The sequence below is a fragment of the Mesonia oceanica genome, assembly GCF_902499555.1.
In the GTDB taxonomy this organism is placed as follows: Bacteria; Bacteroidota; Bacteroidia; order Flavobacteriales; family Flavobacteriaceae; genus Mesonia; species Mesonia oceanica.
In genome coordinates, this window is the sequence record NZ_CABVMM010000004.1 from 312,151 (window position 1) to 332,987 (window position 20,837).

Consider the following 20,837-nt stretch of genomic DNA (forward strand, 5'->3'; position numbering starts at 1 on the left):
ATCAACTATATTGAATTGGATTGGTACTTTTTTGTGATAAAACGACCGCAAAATTACGGAATTTTTTTGTAAGATAAGAATGTAAAAGATTTTTTGTGTACTGTTCACTCTCGTAATGTCCAATATCTGCTAAAACCAACTGATTTTCAGCTTGATAAAAATCATGATACTTCAAATCTGCAGTTATATAAATATCTGCTTGTAAAGCTTTTGCGTTAGGAATGGCGAATGCTCCACTTCCTCCTAAAACAGCTACTTTTTTTATTTCTTTATTTAATAACTTGGAATGCCTTATTACTTTTAAATGAAATGTTTTCTTTATTCGTTCTAAAAACTCTACTTCATTTTCTGCTTGGGGTAACTCCCCCATCATTCCTATTCCTATTTGTTGATTTTTATTTTCTAGTGTTGTGATTTCGTAAGCTACTTCTTCATAAGGATGTGTGGTAAAGAGTGCTTTTAAAACCTTGCTTTCTACATGCCTTGGATAAGTTAAGTGAAGTTGTGTCTCTTCTTCCATATGTAATTTTCCTATTTCTCCCAAAGTAGGATTGGCCTCTTCATTAGCTTTAAAAGTACCTTTCCCAGAAATATTGAAACTGCAATCATCATAATTACCAATGCTTCCCGCTCCAGCGTTAAACAAAGCATCTCGCACTTCTTCTACATTTTGATGCGGAACGTGAGCTACTAATTTTTTAATAGTTTGTGGCTGTGGAACCAACACCTGACGATTAACAAGCCCTATTTCTTCACAAATTTGATGATTCACCCCTTTAAAAGAATTATCCAACGCGGTATGAATGGCATAAATCGCTATATCATGTTTGATGGCTTTTAAAATTACTCGCTCGACATAAGATTTCCCTGTTATTTTTTTTAATCCTTTAAAAATAATGGGATGAAAACTTACAATTAGATTACAGTCTTCCTGAATGGCTTCTTCTATAGTTTCTTCCAGTGTATCTAAGGTGACTAGAATTCCGGAAACTTCTGCAGTTTTATCGCCTACCAATAAACCTACATTGTCAAAATCTTCAGCATAAGCTGTTGGAGCCAATTCTTCTAAAGTTGAAATAACTTGATTAATAGTCATTTTTATGATTTTAAATTCTAATTTTCACAAATATGAGAAAATGCTTTGTTACTGTTTTAATTTTTTTTGATTAGATTCCTTATTATATTTGTAAGTTATAAACTAAAATTCCAAATGAAAAATTTATTAAGCCTCTTATTTTCTATCATCCTTTTAACTTCTTGTGGTTCTGATGATGATTCTACCACCCCTTCACAAAGCAAGTCAATTGAAGAATTATTAGAATCTTATGATTTATGGTATGTGGAACCCGGCCAGCCTTCTAGTGATTTTGATTTAGGTCAAGATGCCATTACTTTTTCTTTTGTAAATAATGAATTATATGCCAATAAAAATCTAATTGGGTTTGATCCCAGCACAACGGGTAGTATAGAAACGACCTATATTGTAGAGCAAGAAGGAAACAATGCTATTATTACTATTGATGATACTAATTTTAAAGTTTTAGGAATTAGTGATAACTCTCTAAAACTTGTTGACAACTATGACAATACGACTGCCTTTTACATCACAGGATATAACACTAACGAATTTCCTTCATTAGATATTCTTTACTATGAAAGAATGCCTCATTTTTTTAATGAATACCAGTTTTGGCAAAAAACACTTACTGAAAATCCCGATGAGAATGACGGAGATTTTTCTACTATAAATTATGTTGAATTTTTTGGAGGTAGAAGTTTTAGATCTTCTGAAGATGTAGAAGGTTTAACCTATGATGAAATTAATTGGGAAAACCAGGGGAGCTATAAATTAACTACATCAAATAGTGAAGAAGAACCGATTAGTAATGAATTGATATTTATATATGTTGATTCTAATGGTGTTGTAATTGAAGGGGCAAATGATACGCTTAAAGTAAATGTTGTAGACGAAAGTAAAATACAATTTTCTGAACCAGGTCTTAATATCAATTATACTTTTGAAGGGACTATTAATACTCCTTTTTAATAAATCAAATAATTTTTAACGATGCATGGCAGTACTCAGAAAATTACTTTTTCCATTTTCTCTGCTTTACGGGTTTATTGTACTGCTACGAAATAAGCTTTATGACTGGGAATTAAAAAAATCAACCGGTTTTGATGTTCCAGTCATTTGCGTTGGCAATTTAAGCGTGGGGGGCACGGGGAAGTCGCCCATGATGGAATATTTGATTAGACTTTTAAAAGAAAAAAAGACTGTCGCTACACTAAGCCGAGGTTACAAAAGGGAAAGCAAAGGATTTTACCTTCTAACCGGAAATGAAAAAGCAGCGTATGTGGGGGATGAACCTCTTCAGTTTAAAACAAAATTCCCCGGTATTCAAGTGGCTGTCGATGAAGAACGAGTTCGTGGTATTGAACAACTTCTTCAATTAAAACAAAAACCAGAAGTTATATTATTAGATGATGCTTTTCAACATAGAAAGGTAAAGCCGAATTTTTCTATTTTACTCACTACCTACAATGATTTGTTTATTAATGATTTTATCCTACCTACGGGAAATCTTCGTGAACCTAAAAATGGAGCTAAAAGGGCAAATGTAATCGTGGTGACTAAATGCGCTCTTGACACTTCTGAAGAAGATATGAAAATACTAAGTAAAAAGCTGAAAGTGAGTACTCATCAGCAAGTTTTCTTCACTTCTATAAGATATCCCAAGCAAGTTTATAACCTTCAACAAAAAACTTTACCTACAGCAAGTTTAAACGATTTTACTTTAGTTACGGGGATTGCGAATCCTCAACCTTTGCTTAAACATTTGGATACACTACAATTAAACTATAAACACCTCAACTTTCCGGATCATTATAATTTTAAAGAGAAAGATATTTCAGCATTAAAAAAGGAAAAGTTAATCATTACCACCGAAAAAGACTTTATGCGTTTAAAAAGCAGCTTAAAACCTGAACAGCTTTATTTTCTCCCTATGGAAGTCATTTTTTTAAAAGACGCTCAGAAATTTGAAGAAGTTATTCTTAAGGTTGTTTAGGGGAATCTTGGGATAAATTATCGTAAATTTTCTCAAAGAAGAAATCCGTTTTATAAGGCTTTGGGATAATATCATTAAAACCATACTTTAAAAATTCTCTTATCTCTTCTGATATACTTACAGCAGTAAGCGCTATTATTGGAGTTTTTATATCGCTTTTTCTTATTTCCTTTGTAGCTTCTATACCATCCATAACCGGCATATGAATATCCATTAAAATAATATCATAATTATTTTCTTGGTTAAGTTTCACCGCTTCTTCGCCATTATTGGCAATTTCACAGTTTAAACCTTTCTTCTCTAATATCTTACAAGTTATTTTCTGGTTGAGTTTATTATCTTCGACCACTAGGATCTTTTTATCTTTAAAAACTTCGGTTAAGCTTTTTTTGTTTTTTATGAAATTGTTATCTGATCCATTAGCTTTGGCTAAAACCATATTCTCCGCTTTATCATAAGATATTTTAAAGAAAAACTTAGAACCTTCCCCTAGCCTACTTTCAAGTTCTATATCGCTATTTAAAAACTTAAGTAAATTTTTAACAATAGGCAAGCCCAATCCTGTTCCGCCTTGTGGGGAATTCATTTCATTGGTACCTTGGTTAAACTTTTCAAAAATAGCTTTTTGATGTTCTTTTGCTATCCCTTTACCATTATCCTCAACTTCAAACTGTATAAAAACTTTATAATCGGTTTCCTTTATTAAAGATAGCCTTACCCAAATATCCCCATTATTGGTAAACTTAATTGCATTGGAAATAAGATTAATCAAAACCTGAGAAAGTTTCACTACATCTCCCCTAAGTAATGAAGGAAGTTTTGAATCTATTTCTAAATGTAAAGAATTGCCATTCTCTTTTGCAGATCGCCTTAAAGATTCTACTATACTTTTCAATTTATCTTTTATATCAAAATCGACTTCTACTTTATTCAGCTTATTAGATTCTAATTTATTGATGTCCAGTATATTATTTATTAACGAAAGAAGATGTTCTCCAGAATGTTTTAATGATTTTAAATGCTCTTCTTGTTGCGGTGTTGGATTCTCTTTTAATAGTAAATAAGTCAACCCGGTTACTGCATAAATAGGTGTTCTCAACTCATGAGTGATCGTAGATAAAAACTGTTCTCTGTAACGCATTGCAGTTAATGACTTTTCTCTAGATTCTATTAACTCCGAGTTCTTCTGTTTTAATAAGGCATTAGCTTTTGCACGAAGGTTATTGTTTTTATAAAGAGAAACAGTAAATAAGGACAGTATAGCAATAAACAGAGCACTTAAAATTATAGTAAGTTGATTGTATTTTATAGATTTTTCTTGCTCTGAATTGGCCAATGATAATTTTGAAATGGTATTTACCGCAGACTGTATACTTTGAGAATCTGTAAGCTTATCTTCAGTAAACTGAGCGTTTTGAAAATCTATAATAGAATCTCTAATGGTATTGGAAATATTTAAATAATGAATTTGTTCAGGATGATCATTAAGCAATGTATATATATCTACCAATAATTCGGAAGCCCTAAGCTTCTGCATCTCATACTTATTGACATGGGCTTGATAATACACTTTATTGGCAGTAGCCGCAGCGATTTCTAAACTTTTTAAATCTTTAAGTATTTGGGATTTCAAATAATAAATTTCACCAGAAAAATAACTGCTTGGGTAGTCTTTTATTTTAGCTTCTACATTTTTAACATGCGTTAAAGCTTCTTCTAATTTCTTTTCTTTATATAAAATTTTCGCATAAACAAAATCTCCTATAAAAGAATGTATGCTTTTCCCATTTTTAATTGCTTCCTGAGATTTTTCATACATTTTTTTAGCTGCCTCAACTTCACCCTTATCTAATAGGATTTTGGTATATAAATAATAACTAAAAGGGAGCAACATTTCATTAAAATCCTTAGCATCATTATTTTCTAAAATATAATTTAATATTTTTTCAGCTTCTTTATTTCTACATGCTTTATAAAAAATATCTGCCATATAAAACCTAGAAGATATCCACAACTGTTTATTACCTTCTTTCCTTGCTATCTCTCCGATAAAGGCAAGTCTTTTAATAAGCTGAGGATAGTTATAGTATTCGTAGTTCTGATGAATACTATCGATAATAGATTCAAATTCTTTAGTTTCTATTTTTGAAATTTTGGTTGTTTCACCTTGAGCTTTCAATGATAATTGAAAACCGATTACAAAAACTATAAAAAATAAAAATCTATTTAATATTAAACTCATATAATTGACGCGTTATGAGCCAACTAACAAAATTAAATCCAGCAAACGGTTGCTATAGCCCCGTTCATTATCGTACCAACCAATTAGTTTGACTAAATGACCATCGATTACTGAGGTCATCTCGCTATCAAAGATACAAGAAAAACTATTACCAAGAATATCTACCGATACAATTGGATCTTCATTGTAACTAACGATATTTTTAAACCTTGTTTTTGCTGCTTTTCTAAAAAGATTATTCACTTCTTCAATAGAAGTTCTTTTTTTAACGTTTAAAGTCATATCCGTTAAAGAACCGTTAGGCACCGGCACTCTAATTCCGCAACCTCCAATAACATCAGATAAATCTGGAAAAATCTTCGTTAGTGCTTTTGCTGCTCCAGTTGTAGTAGGCACGATAGATTGCGCTGCAGCCCTCGCCCTTCTTAAATCTCGATGCGGTTGGTCATGTAGACTTTGATCTGAAGTATAAGAATGAATAGTAGTAATATACGCCTGCTGAACATTTAAAGCTTTATGCACAACTTGTAACATGGGGGCCGCATTATTAGTGGTACAAGAAGCATTTGATATAATTTCTTCACTACCATCCAATAAATGATCATTAACACCAAGAACAATCATTTTTATGTCATCGTCTACCGGAGGAACGGAAAGTATCACTTTCTTGGCTCCCCCTTTTAAATGACTTTGAAGCTCCTCTTTCTTTTTAAACTTTCCTGTAGACTCTACAACTAGATCAACTTCAAAATTTTTCCAGTTAATTTCTGAAATATTCGTTTGCTGTGTTAAAGGAAAAGAAACCCCATCTACCAAAATTTGATTTTCGCTTGCTTTTACTTCATTAGCTAAAACCCCGTGAATACTATCGTATTTTAATAAATGAGCCAAGGTTTTAGCATCTGCTAAATCATTAATTGCAACTACTTCAATCTTTGGGTGATTCAACAAAAGTCTAAACAGACTTCTCCCAATACGGCCAAAACCATTGATAGCAATTCTTATTTTATTTGGCATTAATTTATGTGCTTATGTGCTTTGTAAGAAGAACGTACCAAAGCACTACTTTCAACATGTCTAAACCCTAAATCTAGACCTATCTCTTCGTATTTTTTAAATTGATCTGGTGTTATAAACTGTTGTACCGGTAAGTGTTTTTTACTAGGTTGAAGGTATTGACCAATAGTCACCACATCTACATCTACCGATCGTAAATCATGTAAAGTTTGAATAACCTCTTCTTCCTTTTCTCCCAAACCAAGCATAATTCCAGACTTGGTTCTGTTAATTCCTTGCTTTTTCAAGTAATCCAAAACCCCTAAACTCCTATCGTATTTTGCCTGAATTCTTACTTCTCGGGTCAACCTTCTTACCGTTTCCATATTGTGGGAAACCACTTCTGGAGCAACCTCAACAATACGATCTATATTTCTTTCTACTCCTTGAAAATCAGGAATTAAAGTTTCTAAGGTTGTATTAGGGTTCATTCTACGAATGGCTTTTACCGTTTCTGCCCAAATAATAGAACCCATATCTTTTAAATCATCTCGATCTACACTGGTAATTACCGCGTGCTTAATATCCATTAATTTAATGGAGCGCGCTACTTTTTCAGGCTCATCCCACTCTACCGTTTCCGGTCTTCCGGTTTTCACTCCGCAAAATCCACAAGAACGGGTACAAACATTTCCCAAAATCATAAAAGTCGCAGTACCTTCACTCCAACATTCTCCCATATTAGGGCAACTTCCTGAAGTACATATGGTGTGTAAGTCATACTTATCTACCAACTTTCTAAGGTTCGTATATTTTTTACCGGTAGGTAGTTTTACACGTAACCATTTAGGTTTTTTCTTTGTTGTTTCGGGTGCTAGAGTTTCTACTGCCATAACAAAATTTATAAGATTCAAAGATACAAAATAAAGTCTTGCTAAAAGAACGAAGAATTATAGATTATAAGTATGACAGCACTAAGACTTTTTATCTTGTATAATTTCAGCTAACAGCTTTTTTGCCCTTAATAATTTTACTTTTACATTATTAATAGGTTCATCTATTTTTTCTGAAATATCTTTATAACTCATTTCCTGAAAATACCGCAAATGAATCACTTCTTGGTAATGCGGTTTTAGCTTTTTTATTAAGGCTAAAAGATTAGAAAGGTTTTGTTCTGTAATTAATTTGTCTTCGGCAGAAGGAGTTTCATCTATAAATGTTTTTTCTGCTTTTTTATCTACCTGTGTAGTTTCAATATTCTTCTTTCTAATAAGGTCGATATGAATATTTTTAGAAATGGCTATTAACCAAGTTTGAAAGTTATATTCTTCCTTAAAGGTTGCTAACCTATCAAAAGCTTTCGAGAAAGTCTGCACGGTAACTTCTTCAGCCTCATATTCATCTTTAATACGTTTTAACTGAAACCTATATACTTGATTCCAATAATTATCCAATAAAAATTTATATGCTTTTTGATTTCCTTTTTTTGCTTTGTCGATTTGTTGAGAGAGCTGTTCAGAAATCATTTCCAGAATTGAGGTTTTGAGAGCGAATTGAAAATAAAGATAACAAATTGTAATGAAACCAAGCATAAATCTTGCAAAGGTAATAGCCAAAGTAAATCTTTTTCTTTAAAAACAGAAGCTGCTTTTCCATAAGCAATATACTGAATGGCAAAACGTAAGAGCATCGTCGCCAAAATTAAACGCCAATCATAAAACACTACTAAAACAAAGCTCAAAACCCAAAACAAAAATTGAGATAAATAGAAAAGTCCTAATTTAAATTGATGGGATTTTTTATAAAATTTTGCTGTTGAAACATGACGCCTTTTTTGTCGAAACCAAGCTTTCCAAGTTTTCTTTGGCTTGCTATAAGTAAAACTCTCTTCGGAATAAACGATGGAAGTATTTGTTTTATTCGCTACTTCATTCACAAATAAATCGTCATCACCCGAAAGCAAGTTCATATGTGACACAAAACCTTTATTTTCATAAAAAATATTAGAAGTATAAGCTAAATTCCGACCAACTCCCATATAAGGATGTCTGTTTTTTGCTGCTGAAAAATATTGTAATGCGGTTAAAAGGGTTTCAAAACGAATGATTTTATTCAGGAAAGAATTCTTTACTTTTTCATAAGCTCCATAACCCAATACCAGGTCTTTTTCATGTTGAAAACCTTGCGCCATTTCCTTTAACCATTGATTGCTTTTGGGGTAACAATCAGCATCGGTAAATAAAAGCTTTTCAAATTTTGCTTTTTTTATACCTAAAGTCAAGGCATATTTTTTATTCCCCCAGAAACGCTCGTTACTTTCTACATTCACCACAACTACGCGACTATCCTGAAGCTCAAAATCTTCCATCACCGCTAAGGTTTCATCAGAAGAAGAATCATTAATCAAAATAACCTCAAAATCTGAATAATCCTGATTTAAAATATAAGGTAAGTTTTGCTGAAGGTTTTCTGCTTCGTTTTTAGCACAAATAACTATAGAAACCGGTTGGTTAATTCTAACCTGCGGTGCTTTTTCAACAGAAAAAAGAAACTTAAAAAATGAAATGTAAAATAGTGTATTAATAGTTGCTACTACTAAGAAGCAGTAAAATAATAGTAACAACATGCGCCCTTAATTAAGCTTTACTTTTAGAATCATTGCTACAATCTCCCATTTCTTCAGGCATTTTACCACAAAAACTACATGGCTCGCCATCTTTATTTAAATAGGGATTTTGGCTTGCGCAAGTTCCTGCAAATTTTCCGTCTTTCTTTGCCCAAATTTTAATAGCAATTCCTGCAAAAGCAAGTGCTAACAATCCTATGGTAATCAATAATAATTTCATACTGCAAAAATAAAACATTCTTGCTTGATGATAAAATATATCAGCCAATTAATACTTTATTTACAATATTTAACTAAACTTTATAGGATAAATAACTAAAGCAGAATTGTTTAAGATTATCTTCGCACCATAAACCCAAAAATCACAACAATGAAGATCAACAGATCAATTATAGCTTTAGCTATTTCTTCTTTACTTATTATTTCATGTAAAGAAAATAAAGAAAAAGACAATATGAATGAAGATTCTATGGAAATGAACGATTCTTCTGATATGTCTGAAGGTAATGAAATGTCTTCTGATGACGAGATGCAAGACGATGTAGAAATAGAAGAAGATATTACAGAGAATGGAAATGAAATGAACTTGTCTCAAGTAGCTATGAATGCTAAAGACCTTTCTACTTTCGTTGCTGCTTTGCAAAAAGCAGGGATGGTAGTTAAAATTGAAGGTGAAGGTCCTTATACCATTTTTGCTCCTACCAATGAAGCTTTTAACAAATTACCAAAAGGAACTGTAGAAAGCCTTATGGAACCTTCTAATACTGAAAAATTAGAAGAGATCATCAGTTACCATATTATTCCTGGTAACGTAGATTCTACCAAGCTAAAAAGCTTAATCGAGGAAAGTGAAAATAAAAAATATACCTTAGAAACAGCAAATAACGGAAAAATTGACGCTATGCTTATAGATGGCGAAATTGTTCTTAAAGATGGTAAAGGAACAGAAATTATGATTACCAACGCAGACCAAAAAGGTCAAAATGGAGTTATACATTCTGTGAATACTGTTTTAATGAGAAAATAATTTTAGAGATAAAATTATTTGGTTAGATTAAGTTAAGTTAGGGAAAACAGGTCTTTCAATAAGACCTGTTTTTTTTATGAAATAATGTTGACCTCCATCTCTAAATCAACCTCAAATTTCTTTTTTATTTTTTCCTGAATAAATTCTGCCAACTCAAAGATCTCTTCTCCGGTGGCATTTCCATAGTTCACCAAAACTAAAGCCTGATTTTTATGTACTCCGGCATCACCGTTTCGGTAACCTTTAAAACCTGCTTGATCAATTAACCAACCCGCTGGTACTTTTACTTCTGCTTCTGAAATTTTATAGGATGGAATCTCAGGATATTTTTCTTGCAATTTTTCAAACGCTGAAATAGAAATAATGGGATTTTTAAAAAAACTTCCACTATTACCTATTTCTTTGGGATTGGGCAACTTTCGCTCCCGAATGGAAATGATTACATCAGAAACATCTTTGATTGTAGGCTTTGAAATTCCTTTTTTATCTAATTCGTTTAAAATTGCGCCATAATCAGTTTTTAACTGATGATTTTTCTTGCTAAGTTGAAAAGTGACTGAAGTAATAATGTATTGTCCTTTCACTTCATTTTTAAAAACAGAATTACGGTATCCAAATTGACAATCTTCCTTGGTAAAAACCTTCTTCTCCAAAGTTTGGATATGAATGGCTTCACATTCTACAAAAACATCTTTCAACTCCACTCCGTAAGCTCCGATATTTTGGATAGGAGAAGTACCTACATTTCCAGGGATAAGCGATAGATTTTCAATTCCTCCGTAATTGTTTTCCACACAGAATAACACCAGCTGATGCCAGTTTTCTCCAGCATTTACTTTTAAGAAAACTTCATCTTCGGTTTCATTTACTATTTCCTTCCCTTTTATATTTAGATGCAAAACAGTACCATCAAAATCTTTGGTAAATAAACAATTGCTTCCGCCACCTAAAACAAAAAGTTCTGAAGAATATACTTTCCTCAGAACTTTTTCTAATTCTTCTTCATTACCAACTTCTATAAAACTTTTAGCTTTTATAGCTAAGCCAAAAGTATTATATGCCTTTAATGAAAAATTATGTTCTTGCTGCATTTTATTTATTGTAAACCTTTAATGCTTCTTCTAGAATTTTAACTGCTTTTAAAAGATTTTCTTTCTTTAACACATAAGCAATTCTAACTTGTTTCAATCCGGAATTAGGTGTAGAATAAAAGCCTGAAGCCGGAGCTATCATTACTGTTTCACCTTCATATTCATAACTCTCTAATAACCATTTTGCGAAATCTTCTGCGTCTTCTACCGGTAATTCTACAATACAATAAAAAGCTCCGTGTGGAGTAGCTACTTGCACTCCATCAATTTTCTCCAGCGCTTCAATTAGTGTATTTCTTCTATCTACATATTCTTCAATTACATCATCAAAATAAGACTGAGGGGTATCTAAAGCTGCTTCACTGGCAATTTGAGCAAATGTTGGTGGGCTCAGTCTTGCTTGGGCAAATTTCATGGCCGTAGCCATAAATTCTTTATTTTTAGAAACCACACAACCTATTCTAGCACCGCACATACTGTAACGTTTTGATACAGAATCGATCATAATAGCATTTTCTTCAATTCCTTCCTGGCTCAACACTGAATAATGCTTTTTCCCTTCATAAGCAAATTCGCGATAAACTTCGTCTGCCACCAAGAATAAATCGTGCTTTTTAGCAAGAGCTGCCAACTGCTCTACTTCTTCTTTGGTATAAAGATAACCCGTAGGATTTCCGGGATTACAAATAATAATCGCCTTGGTTTTATTGGTGATCCTTTTTTCAAATTCACTCACCGGAGGTAAGGCAAAACCATCCTCAAAGGAAGACGTAACTGGAACTACAGTTACCCCAGAGGAAGTTGCAAAACCATTATAATTGGCATAAAAAGGCTCTGGAATTATGATTTCATCATCCATATCTGCAATACTTCCCATGGTAAAAAGTAAAGCTTCAGAACCTCCTGTAGTTATAATAATATCCTCTGTATTGACAGGAATCCCCTGTTTTTGATAATAATTGGCCAGTTTCTCGCGATAAGAAGCAAAACCTGCGGAATGACTGTAAGAAACAATTTCTAAATCATTCTTTTTTACAGCTTCTAAAGCGCAATCTGGAGTTTTAATATCCGGTTGACCAATATTTAAATAATAAATATGCTTCCCCTGCTTTGTGGCAGCTTCAGCATAAGGAACTAATTTTCGTATAGGAGATTCCGGCATGGCCAGACCTTTAGATGATATTGAAGGCATAATCTATTTTTTGCCGCAAATTTGCAAAATTATTTACGAAAGAGGACTATTTTTAAGAATAAATACAATTTGAGAGCAACAAAAAAAGCCACTTTAAAATAAAGTGGCTCTTCTAAATAAATTTTAAGTAAAAGTTTATTTCTCTAAAACACTTTTAGTGTCTTTTTCTAAAACTTTTCCTTTAATTTTTACTGCGTGAGGAGAACCTTCTGCATTAGAATACACGGTAATTGTTTTTCTAATATATCCTACTTTTCTAGTATTATATTTTACTTTCAACTCTCCGGTTTCTCCTGGAGCAATAGGTTCTTCTGGTTTTTCAGGAACGGTACATCCACAAGTAGCGGTAGCTTTTTCAATAACCAAAGGTTCATCACCGGTATTGGTAAATTCAAAAGTTCTCATTCCGTCTCCTCCATATTCAACATCACCGTAATCAACGGTTTCTTCTTTAAATTCAATTTTGGCTTGCGCTTGTACAGCAATTCCAGCAAATAAAAATGCTGCTAATACAATAAAATTTTTCATCTTGTTTTTATTTAGGCACTAATGTAATAGTAAAATATTCATTATACAAATGCCAGATTAATAAATTATAATCTTTTAAAATAATCTATATATAACTACTTTTGCGTTTCAATTTCAAAAATCAGACCAATTCATGGCCATTGCTGCAAAATATAACGCGAAAGAGATAGAAGACAAGTGGTACGACTACTGGATGCAAAATAACTATTTTCATTCTGAAGTTAATGAAAAAGAGCCATATACCATCGTAATCCCACCACCAAACGTGACCGGAGTCTTACATATGGGACATATGCTGAATAATACTATTCAAGATGTCCTAATTAGAAGAGCCCGATTACAAGGTTTTAATGCCTGTTGGGTACCGGGAACCGACCACGCCTCTATTGCTACTGAAGCAAAAGTTGTAGCGAAATTAAAAGCCGAAGGAATTGATAAAAATACCATCACTCGGGAAGAGTTCATGAAACATGCGTGGGAATGGACCGAAAACTACGGAGGTGTAATTTTAAATCAGTTAAAGAAACTTGGAGCCTCTTGTGATTGGGAAAGAACTAAGTTTACCTTAGATGAAAAACTATATTCTTCTGTAATTAAGTCATTCGTTGATTTATACAATAAAGGATTAATTTATCGTGGTTACCGAATGGTGAATTGGGATCCGGAAGCAAAAACAACCCTTTCTGATGAAGAGGTTATCTACGAAGAGAAGCAAGGAAACTTATATTACATCAATTATAAAATGGAAGGTAGTGAAGACACCCTAACCATTGCCACTACCCGACCTGAAACTATTTTTGGTGATAGCGCGATCTGTATAAACCCGAATGATGAGCGTTTTACTCATTTAAAAGGAAAGAAAGCTATTGTTCCAATCGTAAATCGTGTCATCCCAATTATTGAAGATGAATATGTAGATTTAGAATTTGGTACAGGTTGCCTTAAAGTGACACCAGCTCACGATGAGAACGATAAAGTTTTAGGTGAAAAGCATAATTTGGAAGTTATCGACATTTTTAATGATGATGCTTCCCTAAATGAATACGGACTTCATTACCAAGGCAAAGATCGTTTTCAAGTAAGAAAAGAATTTGTTAAAGAGTTAGAAGAAAAAGGCTTTTTAATTAAAACCGAACAGCACCTTCATAAAGTGGGAACTTCAGAAAGAACTAAGGCAGTTATTGAACCTAAAATGTCTGACCAGTGGTTCTTAAAAATGGAAGACTTGGCAAAACCTGCTATTAAAGCGGTATTAGAAACCGGTGAAGTAAAACTTTTCCCTGATAAGTTTAAAAACACCTATAGCCACTGGATGAACAACATTCGTGACTGGAATATTTCCCGCCAGCTTTGGTGGGGGCATCGCATTCCTGCCTATTACTACGGAAATGGTAAAGAAGATTTTGTAGTAGCAGAAACCCGTGAAGAAGCTTTAAAATTAGCTATTCAAAAAACTGGAAAAGAAAATCTTTCTGCTGAAGATTTAAGACAAGATGATGATGCTCTAGATACTTGGTTTTCTTCTTGGTTATGGCCAATGAGCGTTTTTGACGGAATTAATAATCCGGATAATGAAGAGTTCAACTACTATTATCCCACCAACGATTTAGTCACCGGACCCGATATTTTATTTTTCTGGGTGGCCAGAATGATTATCGCAGGTTATGAATATACCGGTAAAAAACCATTCAATAATGTTTACCTAACAGGACTGGTTCGCGATAAGCAACGTCGTAAAATGTCGAAATCCTTAGGGAATTCACCAGATGCCCTTCAACTTATTGAAGATTTTAGTGCAGACGGCGTTCGTGTTGGTTTATTGTTAAGTAGTGCTGCCGGAAATGATTTAATGTTTGACGAAAACCTTTGCCAACAAGGGAAAAATTTTGGAAATAAAATTTGGAATGCTTTCCGGTTGATAAAAGGTTGGGAAATAGACAAGAATAAAGAACAGCCACAATCAGCTAAAGTTGCGATCGATTGGTATAAAAACACCTTTCAAAAAACATTGGTAGAAATTGAAGATCATTTTTCTAAATACAGAATTTCTGATGCTTTAATGGCTACCTACAAATTGGTTTGGGACGATTACTGTTCTTGGTTACTAGAAATGGTGAAGCCACCTTATGGTGAAGGTATCGATACTAAAACTTTTAATGAAGTGATTGCACTTTTAGAAGATAACTTAAAAATCTTGCATCCATTTATGCCGTTCTTAACCGAAGAAATCTGGCAAAACATCACTAAAAGAAGTAAAGAAGACGCCTTAATTATTTCATCTTGGCCAAAACAAATTGATTTTAACAAGTCATTTATTGCTGATTTTGAAATGGTGAAAGAAATAATTTCAGGTATTAGAACCATTCGAAAAGAAAAAAATATTTCATTTAAAGATACCATTGAACTGAGTGTGATTAATAATGAAAATCTAAAAGAAGATTATGATGATGTCATCGCTAAACTCGGAAATATTTCTGCTATTAATTACGTAAAAGAACAACAAGAAAATACAATTTCTTATCGAATAAAATCAAATGAATATTTTATACCGATGGAAGGTGCGGTAGATGTAGAAGCAGAAATTGAAAAATTAGAAGAAGAATTAAAATACAATCAAGGTTTCTTAAAATCGGTAGAGAAAAAACTTTCCAACGAACGTTTTGTGAACAACGCTCCAGAAAAAGTGGTGGCGATTGAAAAACAAAAGAAAGCTGATGCTGAAGCCAAAATTGAAGCCATCAAGCAAAGCTTAGCGAGCCTTCAATAATTAAACATTTGGTTAAAGCTTATCGAAGTATAAAATTTAGCCGTAAAACCAAACGCCTAGTGAAAGCTAGGCGTTTTTTATTTATCTTCAACACTAATTAGACTGTAACAATTTTCATCAATCCACGTCTATTAGATATGGGAAAACTTTGGTTGGTTGTCATATTTACACTTTCCTTTTTCAAACTTCAAGCAGAAGAGCTGAAGTTAGACCCTATTATTTTTCCCAATGCTGAAGTAGTTAACGAGAATACATTCAGAATTCCTTTCAAACTTATCGATCATTTAATGGTGGTTGAAGCAGAACTACTCAACAAAAAAGGAAACTTTATCATCGATACCGGTTCAGAAAGTTTAATCCTAAATAAAGTTCATTTTCCTAATCTCTATGTTCACGATAAATCTGCTGTCAAATCTTCAGGAGTTCTCAATGATACCGATGCCTATAAAAAATTCCTAAAGGAATTCAAATTACAGAACCTGAGTTTAAAAAATGCCAATGCTCATGTAATGGACCTTTCACATATCGAAAAGAAAAAAAACATGAACTTAACCGGAATTATTGGTTATAGCATTTTAAAAGATTATGAAGTTTTTATAGACCTCTACTTAAATCAAATTACACTTACTAAAATTGATGCAAAGGGAAACAAACTCGATAAAAAAGTATACCTAGAGAAAATAGTCGATAGTATTGGATTTCAACTAAAAAAACACACTATTGTTTTAACAACTTTTGTTGGAAATGATAAAATGAATTTTGCTTTAGATACCGGAGCAGAAATTAATCAGTTAAACACTAGAAAAAGTAAAAAGGTTATTAAGTTTTTTAAACCTGCTAAACGGATTGTTCTTTCAGGAGCTGCCGATGAAAAGGCCGAAGTATTGGCAGGGAAATTGTATCGGGTGAAATTAAATGAACAAATTTATTTTGGCCCTATGAATACGATTATTACTAATTTAGCCAAAATGAGCGAAGCCTTTGGAACCTCCGTAGATGGAGTATTAGGGTATGAATTTTTTATGCAGAAAAGAACAATTATCAATTATAAAAAAGAAATGCTTTATTTTATTGATTATCCTTTGAAACACTAACTTGAAAACAATAAAACAACATATCATCATAATTATTTTCTTGCTGTTTGCAATACCAAATTTTGCGCAAAACAGTAAGGTAAAAGGCTATTGGATAGATGGCAATGAGATTGTTTTTACTTTTAATAAGGATGATTATAAAAAAGTAACCCATGATAATTATGGATTGGTCAAAGATTTTAAAGACCTTGATATTGAAAATGTAGTGGTTTCCGGAAACTTCAACAATTGGTCAAGAAGTGGCTGGAAAATGAAAAAAATAGATGAATGCCAATACGAACTAAGAAAAAATATCGAGGATTTTGATGATGAATTTATCTGGGAATTTAAATTTGTGATCAATAATACCTATTGGGCAGAACCTAGCAATAGAGTACCCAATATTACTCCGGCTATAGATGAGTTTGGTGGATATTTAAATTCTAACAATTTAAAACTATACACCACTATTCCAAACGAAAATGGTAATGTCAAGTTCTTTTTAGAAGGCCATACCAAGGCTAAAAATGTAATCCTTTCTGGTACTTTTTCCCGATGGGATAAACATTTTCTAAAAATGAAACCTACAGATAAGGGATGGGAACTAACGCTTGATTTACAACCCGGAGAATATCAATACAAATTTATTGTAGATGGCAATTGGATGGAAGACCCTACCAATAAAGATAAAGCTATCAATGAATTTGGTGGATACAATTCTGTAATAAAAGTAAAAAAATGGGTAACATTCAACTTAGAAGGTTTTCAAGATGCCTCTGAAGTGATCCTTACCGGAACCTTTAATAACTGGAATGAAAACTATTACCAGATGAACAAAACCAAAGATGGTTGGAGTAAAAAACTTTACCTATCTGGCGGAAAACATCACTATAAATATATTGTTGATGGAAAATGGACCATCGATTCTGATAATCCTATTTTGGAATACGATGGCGAAGGAAATGTGAACTGTGTAAAAATGGTAAAGTAATTAATTAAACCTTTCCTGAAATTTACCCGGACTCACTTTTTTAATTTTCTTGAAAACACGGTTAAAGTAAGATCTGCTTTCAAAACCACATTCCATATAAACATCTTTTATTTTTCGGTCTTCTTCTTTTAAAAGTTTAGTAGCTAATTTAATTCGTTCTTCATTAATAAATTCAACAGGAGAGATTCCCATTTCATTTTTAAATACCCGGTAAAAATTAGATTCACTCATATAGGCCTGATTGCTTAAATCTTCAATACAAAGGTTTTTATGAATGTTTTTTCTAATAAACTCAATAACATAGCGCAATCTACTGCTCTGATGAAATTTGTTTGAATTTTCTAAATAAGCCTTTTTAGAATTGGTTTGTAGAACCCGAATTACTAATTCTTGCAACATATTATCTACAAACAAATCTTTAGATGGATGATTTTCTGTAAACAGATAAAGTAATCGCTGAATAATTTGAAAAATTTCCCTGTCGTTACTAAAATGAAAATTATAATCCATCAAACTCCAATCACGCTTATCAAATTTAGGTAGGTTCTCATTCATTAAATGAAGTGTTTCCTTAATCTTATCTTCAGAAATTGCCATCGCCAAACACCGAGTAGGATTCTTTTCTTTCGCTTCAGGAAAATCAATGCGCATTACTTCTTGAGCTGGCAATACTAACGACTCTCCCGGTAAAAAATCAAAGGATTGACTATCCTTTAAATGCATAATTTTTTTTCCTTCTAACATACTTGCCAAAACCGGCTGGTCAAATTGCAGCAGAACATGCTCTGCCATTTTATGAGTTTCAAAAACATGCATTGCGGCATTACTCATCGTGTAAGTGGTTTGGTTTTCCACCATATCCTGTAAACTTCGGTTTTCAAAAAATCGTTTAGAAAGCATTATTCAATTATTAATATGACAACAATAAATCGCATAAATTAAGTTATACCTATAAATATAATACATATTTTATCAGTTTAATAAGTTTTAATAGTATTGTTCACCATATTAATAGTATTGTTCAAAATATAACCAAAGTATCTGCATAATTTTAATAATCAGAAACCTAACTAAAATTTAATATTATGAGCAATACAGCTACCACATCGAAAACAGAGATAAAAAAACCTCAGTTTAAAAGTCAATATGAAAACTTCATTGGCGGTAAATGGACTTCTCCTACAAAAGGAGAATATTTTGAAAACATCTCTCCTGTAGATGGAAAAAGCTTTACTAAAATTCCAAGATCTACAGAAGAAGATATAGAAAAAGCTTTAGATGCAGCATGGGCAGCAGCCCCTGAATGGAACAATTCTTCAGCAACATATCGTAGTAATTTACTATTAAAAATAGCTAACGTCATAGAAAATAACTTAGAAGCTTTGGCCAGAGCCGAAACTTGGGATAATGGGAAGGCCGTAAGAGAAACGATGGCAGCAGACATGCCATTGGCAGTAGATCATTTTAGGTATTTTGCCGGAGTAATTAGAGCTGAAGAAGGATCTGTTGCAGAACTAGATTCAAATACAGTTTCTTTAAACGTACCTGAACCTCTTGGAGTGGTAGGCCAAATTATTCCTTGGAATTTTCCAATTTTAATGGCCGCATGGAAAATAGCTCCAGCACTAGCTGCAGGAAACTGTGTCGTCCTAAAACCTGCTGAACAAACACCGGTAGGAATTTTAGTTTTAATGGAAATGATTGAAGATATTCTTCCTGCAGGGGTTTTAAATATCGTGAACGGTTTTGGTGTCGAAGCCGGGAAACCTTTAGCTTCTAACCCAAGAATCAATAAAATTGCATTTACTGGCGAAACAACTACGGGACAATTGATTATGCAATATGCTTCAAAAAACATCATTCCGGTAACTTTAGAATTAGGAGGAAAATCACCTAATGTTTTCTTCGAAAGTATTATGGATGCCGACGATGAATATTTCGATAAATGTATTGAAGGTGCTGTAATGTTTGCACTTAATCAAGGTGAAGTTTGTACTTGTCCCAGTAGAATTTTAATACAAGAGAGCATCTATGAAAAATTTATCGAAAGAGTGATTGAACGTACCAATGCCATAAAACTAGGACATCCGCTAGATCCAAACACGATGATGGGAGCACAAGCGTCTAACGATCAATATGAAAAAATCCTGAATTATATCAATATTGGTAAAGAAGAGGGATGTGAAGTATTAGCTGGTGGTGAAGCTGCTTACAACGAAGGACTCGATGGCGGTTATTATATTAAACCCACTATCTTAAAAGGAAACAATAAAATGAGAGTATTCCAAGAAGAAATTTTTGGACCTGTGGTTTGTGTGACCACTTTTAAAGATGAAAAAGAAGCCATTGAAATTGCAAACGATACTTTATACGGTCTTGGAGCTGGAGTTTGGACGCGTGATACACATCAAGCTTATCAAATTTCTAGAGCTATTAAAGCAGGACGTGTTTGGGTAAACTGCTATCATAATTACCCAGCACACGCACCATTTGGAGGTTACAAAAAATCAGGAATTGGAAGAGAAAACCATAAAATGATGCTAGATCACTATAGACAAACTAAAAACATGTTAATCTCTTATGACAAACAAAAATTAGGATTCTTTTAATGGAAACTCCTAGAGTAAAAATCACAGAAAGAGCAATAGAAGTCATCCAACAACTTAAAGAGAAACATGGCGAATTGATGTTTCATCAAAGTGGAGGTTGTTGTGATGGCTCTTCTCCTATGTGCTTCCCAAAAGGAGATTTAATGTTAGATAATTCAGATATTCTCCTCGGTGAAATTGCTAATTGTGAATTCTATATTTCTAAAGATCAATTTGAATATTGGAAACACACACAACTTACCGTAGATATAACACAAGGTAGAGGTTCTAGTTTTTCATTAGAAATCCCTCTTGGACTTCGATTTATTATAAAATCAAAATTATATACAGAAGAAGAACAAAAACAATTAAAACCTATCTAGCATAAAAGCTCGACAAATTTGTCGAGCTTTTTTATAATATAATTTTTCTTCAGGTTTTACCAATCTTTGTTGTCTTTTTAAGAGAATAAATAACAGCCCAAGATGGACAAAGTATCCGTCTTATTTGATCATCCTAGATCAAAAAAAAGGCCCTTCACTTTATAGTGAAGGGCCTTGTAAAAGAAGGCGGCGACATACTCTCCCACGGTAAAGCAGTACCATCTGCGCTAACGGGCTTAACTTCCCTGTTCGGAATGGAAAG

The 20,837-nt window shown here is 33.0% G+C and carries 19 protein-coding genes and 1 rRNA gene; 8 read left to right on the top strand and 12 right to left on the bottom strand.

The window, feature by feature from the left end:
* Window position 1 precedes the first annotated feature (1 nt).
* Window positions 2-1,096, bottom strand: coding sequence for a Nif3-like dinuclear metal center hexameric protein (locus tag FVB9532_RS06890; RefSeq protein WP_150544470.1), 1,095 nt, complete (start codon window positions 1,094-1,096; stop codon window positions 2-4).
* A gap of 114 nt (window positions 1,097-1,210) precedes the next feature.
* On the opposite strand from FVB9532_RS06890, the gene FVB9532_RS06895 reads away from it, so the two are divergent.
* Both FVB9532_RS06895 and lpxK read left to right on the top strand, forming a co-directional pair.
* Complete coding sequence (locus FVB9532_RS06895; protein ID WP_150544471.1) at window positions 1,211-2,047, top strand: hypothetical protein; 837 nt, start codon at window positions 1,211-1,213, stop codon at window positions 2,045-2,047.
* Between the two features lie 25 nt (window positions 2,048-2,072).
* Window positions 2,073-3,071, top strand: coding sequence for a tetraacyldisaccharide 4'-kinase (lpxK, locus tag FVB9532_RS06900; RefSeq protein ID WP_150544472.1), 999 nt, complete (start codon window positions 2,073-2,075; stop codon window positions 3,069-3,071).
* Here lpxK and FVB9532_RS06905 read toward each other — a convergent pair.
* From FVB9532_RS06905 to FVB9532_RS06930, 6 genes are all read right to left on the bottom strand, one after another.
* Window positions 3,058-5,313, bottom strand: a complete 2,256-nt coding sequence (locus tag FVB9532_RS06905) for a response regulator (RefSeq protein WP_150544473.1) — start codon at window positions 5,311-5,313, stop codon at window positions 3,058-3,060. The two genes, lpxK and FVB9532_RS06905, sit on opposite strands and share 14 nt — an antisense overlap.
* 12 nt (window positions 5,314-5,325) lie before the next feature.
* Window positions 5,326-6,330: a type I glyceraldehyde-3-phosphate dehydrogenase gene (gene gap, locus FVB9532_RS06910; RefSeq protein WP_150544474.1), complete on the bottom strand. Its 1,005-nt coding sequence runs from the start codon at window positions 6,328-6,330 to the stop codon at window positions 5,326-5,328.
* Complete coding sequence (gene lipA / locus FVB9532_RS06915; RefSeq protein ID WP_150544475.1) at window positions 6,330-7,202, bottom strand: lipoyl synthase; 873 nt, start codon at window positions 7,200-7,202, stop codon at window positions 6,330-6,332. The genes gap and lipA overlap by 1 nt, the downstream gene beginning before the upstream one ends.
* 81 nt (window positions 7,203-7,283) lie before the next feature.
* Complete coding sequence (locus FVB9532_RS06920; RefSeq protein WP_150544476.1) at window positions 7,284-7,835, bottom strand: RNA polymerase sigma factor; 552 nt, start codon at window positions 7,833-7,835, stop codon at window positions 7,284-7,286.
* Complete coding sequence (locus tag FVB9532_RS06925; RefSeq protein ID WP_150544477.1) at window positions 7,832-8,935, bottom strand: glycosyltransferase; 1,104 nt, start codon at window positions 8,933-8,935, stop codon at window positions 7,832-7,834. Before FVB9532_RS06925 ends, FVB9532_RS06920 begins: the two co-directional genes overlap by 4 nt.
* Window positions 8,936-8,945: 10 nt before the next feature.
* Window positions 8,946-9,155: a membrane or secreted protein gene (locus FVB9532_RS06930; protein WP_150544478.1), complete on the bottom strand. Its 210-nt coding sequence runs from the start codon at window positions 9,153-9,155 to the stop codon at window positions 8,946-8,948.
* Between the two features lie 150 nt (window positions 9,156-9,305).
* Between FVB9532_RS06930 and FVB9532_RS06935 the strand changes: the two genes are divergently transcribed.
* Window positions 9,306-9,962, top strand: a complete 657-nt coding sequence (locus FVB9532_RS06935) for a fasciclin domain-containing protein (protein WP_150544479.1) — start codon at window positions 9,306-9,308, stop codon at window positions 9,960-9,962.
* A 74-nt stretch (window positions 9,963-10,036) separates the two neighbouring features.
* On the opposite strand, the gene murB is transcribed toward FVB9532_RS06935, so the two are convergent.
* From murB to FVB9532_RS06950, 3 genes are all read right to left on the bottom strand, one after another.
* Complete coding sequence (murB, locus tag FVB9532_RS06940; protein WP_150544480.1) at window positions 10,037-11,053, bottom strand: UDP-N-acetylmuramate dehydrogenase; 1,017 nt, start codon at window positions 11,051-11,053, stop codon at window positions 10,037-10,039.
* 1 nt (window position 11,054) lies between these two features.
* Window positions 11,055-12,245, bottom strand: coding sequence for a pyridoxal phosphate-dependent aminotransferase (locus FVB9532_RS06945; RefSeq protein WP_150544481.1), 1,191 nt, complete (start codon window positions 12,243-12,245; stop codon window positions 11,055-11,057).
* Between the two features lie 135 nt (window positions 12,246-12,380).
* Window positions 12,381-12,773, bottom strand: coding sequence for a DUF1573 domain-containing protein (locus tag FVB9532_RS06950; RefSeq protein WP_150544482.1), 393 nt, complete (start codon window positions 12,771-12,773; stop codon window positions 12,381-12,383).
* Between the two features lie 133 nt (window positions 12,774-12,906).
* Between FVB9532_RS06950 and FVB9532_RS06955 the strand changes: the two genes are divergently transcribed.
* The 3 genes from FVB9532_RS06955 (at window position 12,907) to FVB9532_RS06965 (ending at window position 17,604) form a co-directional block, all read left to right on the top strand.
* Window positions 12,907-15,540 (top strand): valine--tRNA ligase, encoded by a 2,634-nt coding sequence (locus FVB9532_RS06955; protein ID WP_150544483.1) that lies wholly within the window; start codon window positions 12,907-12,909, stop codon window positions 15,538-15,540.
* Between the two features lie 137 nt (window positions 15,541-15,677).
* Entirely contained in the window at window positions 15,678-16,634 is a 957-nt protein-coding gene (locus FVB9532_RS06960) for an aspartyl protease family protein (protein ID WP_150544484.1), read from the top strand.
* A gap of 1 nt (window position 16,635) precedes the next feature.
* Window positions 16,636-17,604 (top strand): glycogen-binding domain-containing protein, encoded by a 969-nt coding sequence (locus tag FVB9532_RS06965; protein WP_150544485.1) that lies wholly within the window; start codon window positions 16,636-16,638, stop codon window positions 17,602-17,604.
* Here the strand turns inward: FVB9532_RS06965 and FVB9532_RS06970 are convergent, their stop codons facing one another.
* The gene (locus tag FVB9532_RS06970) at window positions 17,605-18,504 is read right to left on the bottom strand and encodes an AraC family transcriptional regulator (protein ID WP_150544486.1); all 900 of its coding nucleotides are present in this window, start codon (window positions 18,502-18,504) and stop codon (window positions 17,605-17,607) included.
* A 185-nt stretch (window positions 18,505-18,689) separates the two neighbouring features.
* On the opposite strand from FVB9532_RS06970, the gene exaC reads away from it, so the two are divergent.
* Together exaC and FVB9532_RS06980 are read left to right on the top strand one after the other, a co-directional pair.
* Entirely contained in the window at window positions 18,690-20,213 is a 1,524-nt protein-coding gene (exaC, locus tag FVB9532_RS06975; protein WP_150544487.1) for an acetaldehyde dehydrogenase ExaC, read from the top strand.
* Window positions 20,213-20,575: a DUF779 domain-containing protein gene (locus FVB9532_RS06980; protein WP_150544488.1), complete on the top strand. Its 363-nt coding sequence runs from the start codon at window positions 20,213-20,215 to the stop codon at window positions 20,573-20,575. The genes exaC and FVB9532_RS06980 overlap by 1 nt, the downstream gene beginning before the upstream one ends.
* A gap of 181 nt (window positions 20,576-20,756) precedes the next feature.
* On the opposite strand, the gene rrf is transcribed toward FVB9532_RS06980, so the two are convergent.
* A 5S ribosomal RNA gene (rrf, locus tag FVB9532_RS06985) occupies window positions 20,757-20,837 on the bottom strand; the annotation flags it as partial.